Source organism: Phaeobacter sp. HF9A (assembly GCF_011806385.1).
Lineage (GTDB): Bacteria > Pseudomonadota > Alphaproteobacteria > Rhodobacterales > Rhodobacteraceae > Epibacterium.
This window is the reverse complement of sequence record NZ_JAATOX010000157.1, coordinates 1-7,674: the sequence shown is the minus strand read 5'-3', so window position 1 is coordinate 7,674 and position 7,674 is coordinate 1. Positions and strand designations below refer to the sequence as shown.

The 7,674-nt window shown below is 64.5% G+C and carries 7 protein-coding genes; 1 reads left to right on the top strand and 6 read right to left on the bottom strand.

From position 1 onward, the window contains the following. The 6 genes from dnaG to HCZ87_RS18680 form a co-directional block, all read right to left on the bottom strand. Nucleotides 1-1,015 (bottom strand): DNA primase (dnaG, locus tag HCZ87_RS18705; protein ID WP_167646285.1); only part of this gene is annotated, 1,015 nt, incomplete at its 3' end. A gap of 56 nt (nt 1,016-1,071) precedes the next feature. After that, a complete protein-coding gene (locus tag HCZ87_RS18700; protein WP_167646283.1) occupies nt 1,072-1,431 on the bottom strand; it encodes a hypothetical protein in 360 nt (119 codons plus the stop codon). A gap of 37 nt (nt 1,432-1,468) precedes the next feature. Beyond that, complete coding sequence (locus tag HCZ87_RS18695) at nt 1,469-2,014, bottom strand: sarcosine oxidase subunit gamma (protein ID WP_167646287.1); 546 nt, start codon at nt 2,012-2,014, stop codon at nt 1,469-1,471. A 4-nt stretch (nt 2,015-2,018) separates the two neighbouring features. Further along, nucleotides 2,019-4,964 carry a sarcosine oxidase subunit alpha family protein gene (locus HCZ87_RS18690; protein ID WP_167646281.1) on the bottom strand — a complete coding sequence of 982 codons (2,946 nt, stop codon included), beginning with the start codon at nt 4,962-4,964 and terminating at the stop codon, nt 2,019-2,021. Then, a complete protein-coding gene (locus tag HCZ87_RS18685; RefSeq protein ID WP_167646279.1) occupies nt 4,961-5,218 on the bottom strand; it encodes a sarcosine oxidase subunit delta in 258 nt (85 codons plus the stop codon). The genes HCZ87_RS18690 and HCZ87_RS18685 overlap by 4 nt, the downstream gene beginning before the upstream one ends. 66 nt (nt 5,219-5,284) lie before the next feature. Then, nucleotides 5,285-6,550 (bottom strand): sarcosine oxidase subunit beta family protein, encoded by a 1,266-nt coding sequence (locus tag HCZ87_RS18680; protein WP_167646277.1) that lies wholly within the window; start codon nt 6,548-6,550, stop codon nt 5,285-5,287. A 287-nt stretch (nt 6,551-6,837) separates the two neighbouring features. Here HCZ87_RS18680 and HCZ87_RS18675 point away from each other — a divergent pair, with 287 nt between their 5' ends. Beyond that, nucleotides 6,838-7,524 (top strand): transporter substrate-binding domain-containing protein, encoded by a 687-nt coding sequence (locus HCZ87_RS18675; RefSeq protein ID WP_167646275.1) that lies wholly within the window; start codon nt 6,838-6,840, stop codon nt 7,522-7,524. Nucleotides 7,525-7,674 lie beyond the last annotated feature (150 nt).

The following is a 7,674-nucleotide window of genomic DNA, read 5'->3' as shown; positions in this document are numbered from 1 at the left end:
GCAGGCTCTTGCCCGCCTCCAGGAGCGGCAGCGCCAGGTCAATCACCCGCATCGCCGCGCGCAGGCCCGCGGTGTCGCCATCCAGCGCGATCACCGGCTCGTCGGACATCCGCCACATCAATTGCAACTGGCTTTCGGTGATCGCGGTGCCCAGCGGCGCCACCGAGGAGGCAAAGCCCGCCTCCGCCAGCGCGATCACATCCATATAGCCCTCGGCCACGATCAGCGTCGCGCCGCGTCCCGACGCCGCCCGCGCCGGTCCGTGGTTATAGAGGTTGCGCCCCTTGTCAAAGAGCTCGGTTTCCGGCGAGTTCAGGTATTTGGCGTTGTCATTGGGATCCATCGCGCGGCCGCCAAAGGCGATCGCCCGGCCCCGCGCATCGCGGATCGGAAACATGATCCGGTTGCGAAACACATCATAGGGCCGCTTGCCCTTGTTGGAGGGTTTTGCCAGCCCCGCGCCAAGGATCAGATCATCCGCCACGCCCTTGCCCTTGAGCGCGTCCCAGAGGTTCTGCCAGCCATCGGGGGCAAAGCCGATCTCCCAGCGTTCCAGCGCCGCCTGATCCAGCCCCCGCCGCGCCAGATAGGCGCGCGCCTCCGTGGCGCCCTGGGTGTTCAGTTGCAGGCGGAAATACTGCACCGCCAGCTCCATCACCTCGGCAAGCTGGCTGCGGCGGTCCTGTTTCTCGGCGGCCTTGGGGTCGCGTTTGGGCATCTCCATCCCGGCCTCGCCCGCAAGGATCTCCACCGCCTCCATGAAGGAGACATTTTCCGTCTCCTGCACGAATTTCAGCGCGTCGCCCTTGGCCTGACAGCCAAAGCAGTAATAGAATCCCTTGCGGTCATCCACATGAAAAGACGCGGTTTTTTCATGATGAAAGGGGCAAGGAGACCAGAGATCCCCCTTGCCCGGCTGGCTCTTGCGCTGATCCCACATGACCTTGCGCCCGACAACATCAGAGAGGCTGATGCGGGTGCGCAATTCATCCAGAAATCCGTTGGGCAGCGACATGTGGTGCTCCGATCAAGTGCCAGTCAAGTCCCGGGCCGGTCCCGGTCAGGTGCCAGTCAGTTGCCAGCCATCCCTTCCTTCATGGCCTGAATCTGATCCCAGTTCTCCAGGCACTGGGCCTCAAAAACCGCGCCAAGATCGTTCTGTTTCAGATCGCGCCGCTTCATCTGATAGACATGCTGCGCAAGCTGCGGAATGGCGTTGGAGAAGTTTTCCGGCCAGGCGGGATCGGAGGCGAGGATGCTCTCCTGCACCTTGTCTTGCGGCACGCGATCCAGCCGTGCGGCCTGCACGGCGGACATCACCTGCCCCTGGTATTTGCAGCTGTCTTCCTTGCCCAGATCTTTGGCGGCAAGGGCGGCGGTCGCGCCGAGGGGCGCGGCCAGCAGGGCGGCGGCGAGGATCTTGCGGATCATGGGAGCTCCCGGAATCAGTGTTGTGATCCTTGTCAATCTAGCCCCGTGCCGCGACAGCTTCCATGGCTCTTTTCAGATCGTGAACAAGCGTCCGTGCCAGCGAGCGGAACACCATGATCTGAAAGGCGTTTTCCTCCACCTTCGTGATCGATGCCATCATGTGCTTGAGCTCCGTGCGCGCAGAATGGCCGATCTCAAAGACCTGCGGGCGCAGATCCAGCGGCACCAGACGGGCCAGCACGTCCTCGGCGCCTGCGCCCTCCAGCCGCACCATGGCCCAGCCATCGCTGACATCCGTGAGCGCGGCCAGGGGCGCCAGATCCTCTGCGGCCGGGGGGCCGATCAACAGCGCCTGCGCGCGGCCAAACCAGATCAGGCTGGCCTCCCGCGCGGCATGGCTGCGGTTGGGGGCGGGAAAGCCCATGCCATGCACCGCCTCCAGCGCTGCCGAGAGCGCCTGTTCCTGCCCCTTGTAGGGCGCGATCAGGGTCAGTGCGCCGGGGGGGACCTCCTCCAGCGCCCAGCCGCCGATCCTGAGCGGCAAGAGCCCCGCGCAGGGGGATGTTTCTGTCAGCTCCATCATCGCATCAGCCACGGGCGCGCCCTCCCTCAGGGTCATAAAACACCGGCTCCACCACCTCGCAGAGCGCATCAATGCCGCGGGTGTGATCCACCAGGCGGATGGTCTCGCCGATCCGCTCCGGCCCCGCCGAGACCATCGCCAGCCCGATCATATGGCCCAGTGTCGGCGAGAAACAGACCGAGGTCACATAGCCGATATCAGTCTCCCGCTCCACCGTTGTGTCGGGTTCAAACAGATGCGCACCGGCGCTGATTTCCTTCACCGCGCCGATGGGTTTCAGCCCCACCAGCCGCATGCGGTCCTCTTCCATCAGCCCCTCGCGTTCGGACAGGACCTTGCCCCAGCAGGATTTTTTCGGAGACACCAGCGCCTGCATGCCAAGGTCAAAGGCGGTGGTGGTGCCATTGATTTCGGCATGGGTGATAAAGCCCTTCTCGATACGCAGCACATTCAGCGCCTCCATCCCGTAGGGGCCGCCGCCCAGCGCCTCGGCGCGCTCCAGCAAGAGCCGATAGAGCGCCGCACCATAGCGCGCGGGCACCGCGATCTCATAGGCGTGCTCGCCAGAGAAGGAGATCCGAAACAGCCGCCCCGCCACGCCTTTTACGGTGACCGCGCCGCAGCCCATGAAGGGGAAGCTCTCGGCGTTCACGTCCTCCTCGACCAGATCGTTGATCAGGTCCCGCGCCCTGGGTCCGGCAACGGAGAATTGCGCCCAATGATCGGTGACGGAGGCAAAGCGCACATCCCATTCGGGGCGCACCACCTGGGTGAGGTATTCCAGATGCGCCATCACCTGAGCGGCGGCGGCGGTGGTTGTGGTCATCACATAATGCGTCTCATCCAGCCGCGCGCAGGTGCCGTCATCCATGACAAAACCATCCTCGCGCAGCATCAGCCCATAGCGCACCCGCCCGACCTTCAGCGTCGAGAATGTATTGCTATAGACCAGATCCAGCAGCCTGGCCGCGTCCTTGCCCTGAATGTCGATCTTGCCCAGGGTGGACACATCGCAGACCCCAACGGCGCTGCGCACCATCATCACCTCGCGGTCGCAGGATTGCCGCCAATTGGTTTCGCCCGGCCTGGCGAAATAGCTGGCACGATACCAGAGGCCCACCTCGATATCCTGCGCGCCGTGGTCCTGGCTGACCTGATGCGAGGTCAGGTAGCGCTGCGGCGCAAAGCCCTGATCCTCGGCCCCCGCGCCCATCGCCGCAATCGAGGTAGGCACAAAGGGCGGCCGAAACGTGGTGGTGCCGGTTTCCGGGATGCTGCGCCCAGTGGCATCGGCCAGCACCGCCAGCGCGGCAACATTGGAGGATTTGCCCTGATCCGTGGCCATGCCCAGGGTGGTGTAGCGCTTCATATGCTCGACGGAGCGGAAATTCTCCTGCGCGGCCTGGGTCACATCCTTGACGGTGACATCATTCTGGAAATCGAGCCAGGCCCGCCCCTTGCCCGGCACCGCCCAGAGCGGGCTGATCCGGTAGGGCGCGTCGGAGGCCATGGGCGGGGGCGCGGCCGTTGCCGATGTGCCAAGGCCCGCCAGTGCCGTCACTGCCGCCGCTGCGCCCTCAGTAAGGGCGCCATGGGTGGAAAAGCTGCCATTGGCGGCCCCCGCCACCACCATGCCCGGCACCGCGTCGGCCCGGGGCACAAAGGCCGCAAGGTCCCGGCGCCAGAGCGGACGTGCCCCCAGGTGGCAGGTCAGATGCAGCGAGGGGTTCCAGCCGCCCGACATCGCCAGGCAATCGGTCTGGATCTTCTCCTCGCCATTGACGCTGCGGATGGTGATGCTCTCCAGCCGCTGCCGCCCGGTGCTGTCGCAGACCACCGCACCCCTGAGCACCGGAAAGCCCTCGCCGTCCGGCGCATCATGGCGGCTGTCGATCACGGCGGCGACATGCACCCCGGCGGCCAGCAGATCGCGGGCGGTGCGGTGGGCGTCGTCATTGTTGCCAAAGACGGTCACCCGCTCGCCCGGGCTCACGCCCCAGCGGTTGAGGTAGGACCGCACCGCGCCCGCCATCATGATGCCGGGACGGTCGTTGTTGCGAAAGGCGATGGGCCGCTCGATGGCCCCGGAGGCCAACACCGAAGCCCCGGCATGGATCCGCCAGAAACATTCGCGCGGGCGATGCGCGGTCTTCAGGCTCTGGCTCGGCGGCAGGTGGTGCGAGACCCGCTCCAGCGCCGAATAGGTGCCATGGTCATAGGCACCGGTGACGGCGGTGCGGGGCATCAGCCGCACGTTGTCCAGGCTTTCCAGCTCGGCCAGAACCTCCGCCACCCAGAGATGCGCAGGCTTGCCATCAACCTCCTCGACCTCGGCCAGAAGACGCCCGCCCATGCGGCTGTCTTCCTCGGCAAGGATCACATCCGCCCCCGCGCGGGCCGCCGTCAGCGCTGCCATCAACCCCGCTGGACCGGAGCCGATCACCAGAAGATCGCAAAAGGCATAGGCCTTCTCATAGGGGTCTTTATTGGCCGCCCCGGAGAGCGCGCCAAGCCCCGCCGCGCGCCGGATGAGCGGCTCATACAGTGCCTCCCAAAACCCGCGGGGCCACATGAAGGTCTTGTAATAAAACCCCGCCCCAAAGAAGGGCGCGGCCAGATCATTCACCGCCATCAGGTCCCGCTCGACCGAGGGCCAGCAGTTCTGGCTCTGCGCCGCCAGCCCCTCAAAGAGCTCCTGCTGGGTGGCGCGTATGTTGGGCTCCAGCGCGGCACCCTTGCCGATGGTGACTAGGGCGTTGGGCTCTTCCGAGCCGGCGGTCAGAATGCCGCGCGGGCGGTGGTACTTGAACGAGCGCCCCAGCAGATGCACCCCATTCGCCAAAAGCGCCGAGGCCAGCGTGTCGCCCTCCAGCCCCATGTAATGACGCCCGTTAAAGGCGAAATTGACCGTGCGATTGCCGCTGACCAGCCCCTTGCCGGAGATCCTCATGCGCAAGCCTCCTCGGCCAATGTGACCGCCAGTATCTCGTGGGTCGCGGTGTTGCGGGTGACCTTCAGCCAGGCGCCGCAGCCCATCTCATGCTGCCAGAGCTCTTCCAGCGGCCCGGCCGGGTTCTGACGCAGATGCACATGCGCGTGCCAGACCTCAACGTCGGCCGCCAGATCCGGCAGCGGCAGCGCCGCCCCGCGATAGCTATATTCGCGACGATCCCGCGCGCCGCACAGCGGACAGCAAATCCTCATGACCGCTCCCCTTTCATCTTTTCCCAAATATCCCCGCCGGAGGCTCCCAAAGCCCGCCCCACGGACCTAATGCAGATTATGTTGCGCACCGGTGCCCTCCTCATCCATCAGCCCCTGCCCGCTGCGGAAGCGATCCAGCCGGAACCGCGCCGCCGCCGGATGCGGGCGGTCGGTGGCGATCAGATGCGCAAAACAATCCCCCGAGGCCGGCGTCGCCTTGAAGCCGCCATAGCACCAGCCCGCGTTGAGATAGAGCCCCTCGACCGGCGTATGGTCGATGATCGGCGAGCCATCCGGCGTCATATCCATGATGCCACCCCAACTGCGCAGCAGCCGCGCCCGGGTGACGGCGGGCACCATGGCGGCAATCGCCTCCATCGTATGTTCCTGCATCGGCAGGTTGCCCCGCGCCGCATAGGAGCTGTAGAAATCAAGATAGCTGCCAAAGACCAGCCCGCCCTTGTCGGACTGGCTGATATACAGATGCCCCTCGGCAAAGGTGATCACATGGTCGATCACCGGCTTGATCCCCTCGCTGACAAAGGCCTGCAAAACGTGGCTCTCGATCGGCAGGGTCAGCCCCGCCATCGCCGCCACCTGGCTGGAGCGCCCCGCCGCCGCCAGCGCCACTTTTCTGGCGCGGATCGGGCCGCGCGCGGTCTGCACCCCGACCACCTTGCCGCCCTCGACATCAATGCCGGTGACCTCGCAGTTCTGGATCAGGTCAACGCCGTATTGATCCGCCCCGCGGGCAAAGCCCCAGGCCACCGCATCATGGCGCGCGGTGCCCGCCCGGCGCTGCAACAGCGCGCCCATGATGGGAAAGCGGGCATTGTCGTAATTCAGGAAGGGCACCAGTTTGCGGAGCTGAACACGAGAGAGGATCTCCGCGTCATCGCCCTGATTGAGGATACTGTTGGCACGGCGCACAGCGGCATCGCGCTGGCCATCATTGTGAAACAGATTGAGCATGCCGCGCTGCGACATCATGGCGTTGTAATTCAGATCCTGCTCCAGCCCCTCCCAGAGCTTGAGCGAGTGGGAATAGAACTCCGAATTGCCCGGCAGATAATAATTCGCCCGTACGATGGTGGTGTTGCGCCCGACGTTGCCACCACCAAGATAGCCCTTTTCCAGCACGGCAATATTGCGCAGCCCGTGTTCCTTGGCGAGGTAATAGGCAGTGGCAAGCCCATGGCCGCCGCCGCCGACAATCACCACGTCATAGTCGCGCTTTGGCTCCGGGTCGCGCCAATGGGCGGTCCAGCCCTTGTTGCCGGTCAAGCCTTCTTTCAGAATGCGCCAGCCAGAAAATCGTTCGGAAAACCCCATGACCCTCTCCCAGGTGGATATTGTCGCCGCGCCACCACCACGGCAGCCAGGCCCAGTGCTAGCGGGTTTCAGCCGCCACTCCTAGCCCCGAGCACAAGACTGCGGCGGCGTTTTGCGCAGGTAGCCACGAACTGGGCATGCATGTCCAGAGCAGATATGCCACGCCCCCGCCGCCCGGCGGCACGCCCGGCCCGCGCCGAAATCTGGATTTAACCTTTTTCGGCCAGATTTCCCATCTTTAGGGAGAGTCGCCCCCCATGTGTAACGGCGAAGAAGGAGAGAATACCATGTTTGACTTCATCAAAACGACCACCGCGATTGTCGCCCTCAGTGGCAGCCTCTGCACCCTTGCGCAGGCAGAGACGATCGCCATCGCGCAGCTGCCGCTGACGTCGGAAAGCGCGGAAAAAGGTCTCTATATCGACATGCTCCGCGAGATGAAGGCAAACGGGGATCTGGACCTCGACATAAAAGTTGTGCCCTTTCCGCGTTCGATCAAGATGCTGATCGACCAGGACGCCCGGGTACAGCTGCCGATGCTGGATCCCGGCAATGGCAAGCCGCCCGCGCCGGGGCTTCAATTCTCTTCGGCAGAGGTGCATCCGGTGCCTTTCGCGCTCTATTACAACCGCGACAAGCCGCTGGATATGGACAACCTCGGCCAGTATAATATCGAGACAGAGCAATCGCATGTGCCCTTCTTTGACGTTGAATTCAGCGGCAGCACCTGCGTTGAATGTTCTCTGAAGAAGGTGAACAGCGGACGTATCGACGGGTTTGTCTTTGCTTCCCCGGTGGTTGGCGAGATCTTGCAGGCAAACGACCTGCCCAATGTGGCAGAGGTTCCGTTCCAGGACTACCCGGCGCGTTTCCTGATCCGTGAAGGCGATGTTGAAATGGACGCCGCGCTGAGCAAAGCGATCGACAATATGCGCGCCAGTAGCCGGCTCGATATTGTGCTGGAGCAGGAGTAAGCCAAAGCCCCCCTGCGCGCCCCGGTCCACACAGCCCGCAAGAGCCCCAGGACCGGCCGCGGGCATCAGGACACCGCGCCACCGTCAGTTCAGGCCGCGCGCCAAGATGCGCGCGGTCACATGTGTCTGCGGCTGTGGCGGCGGCCTTGT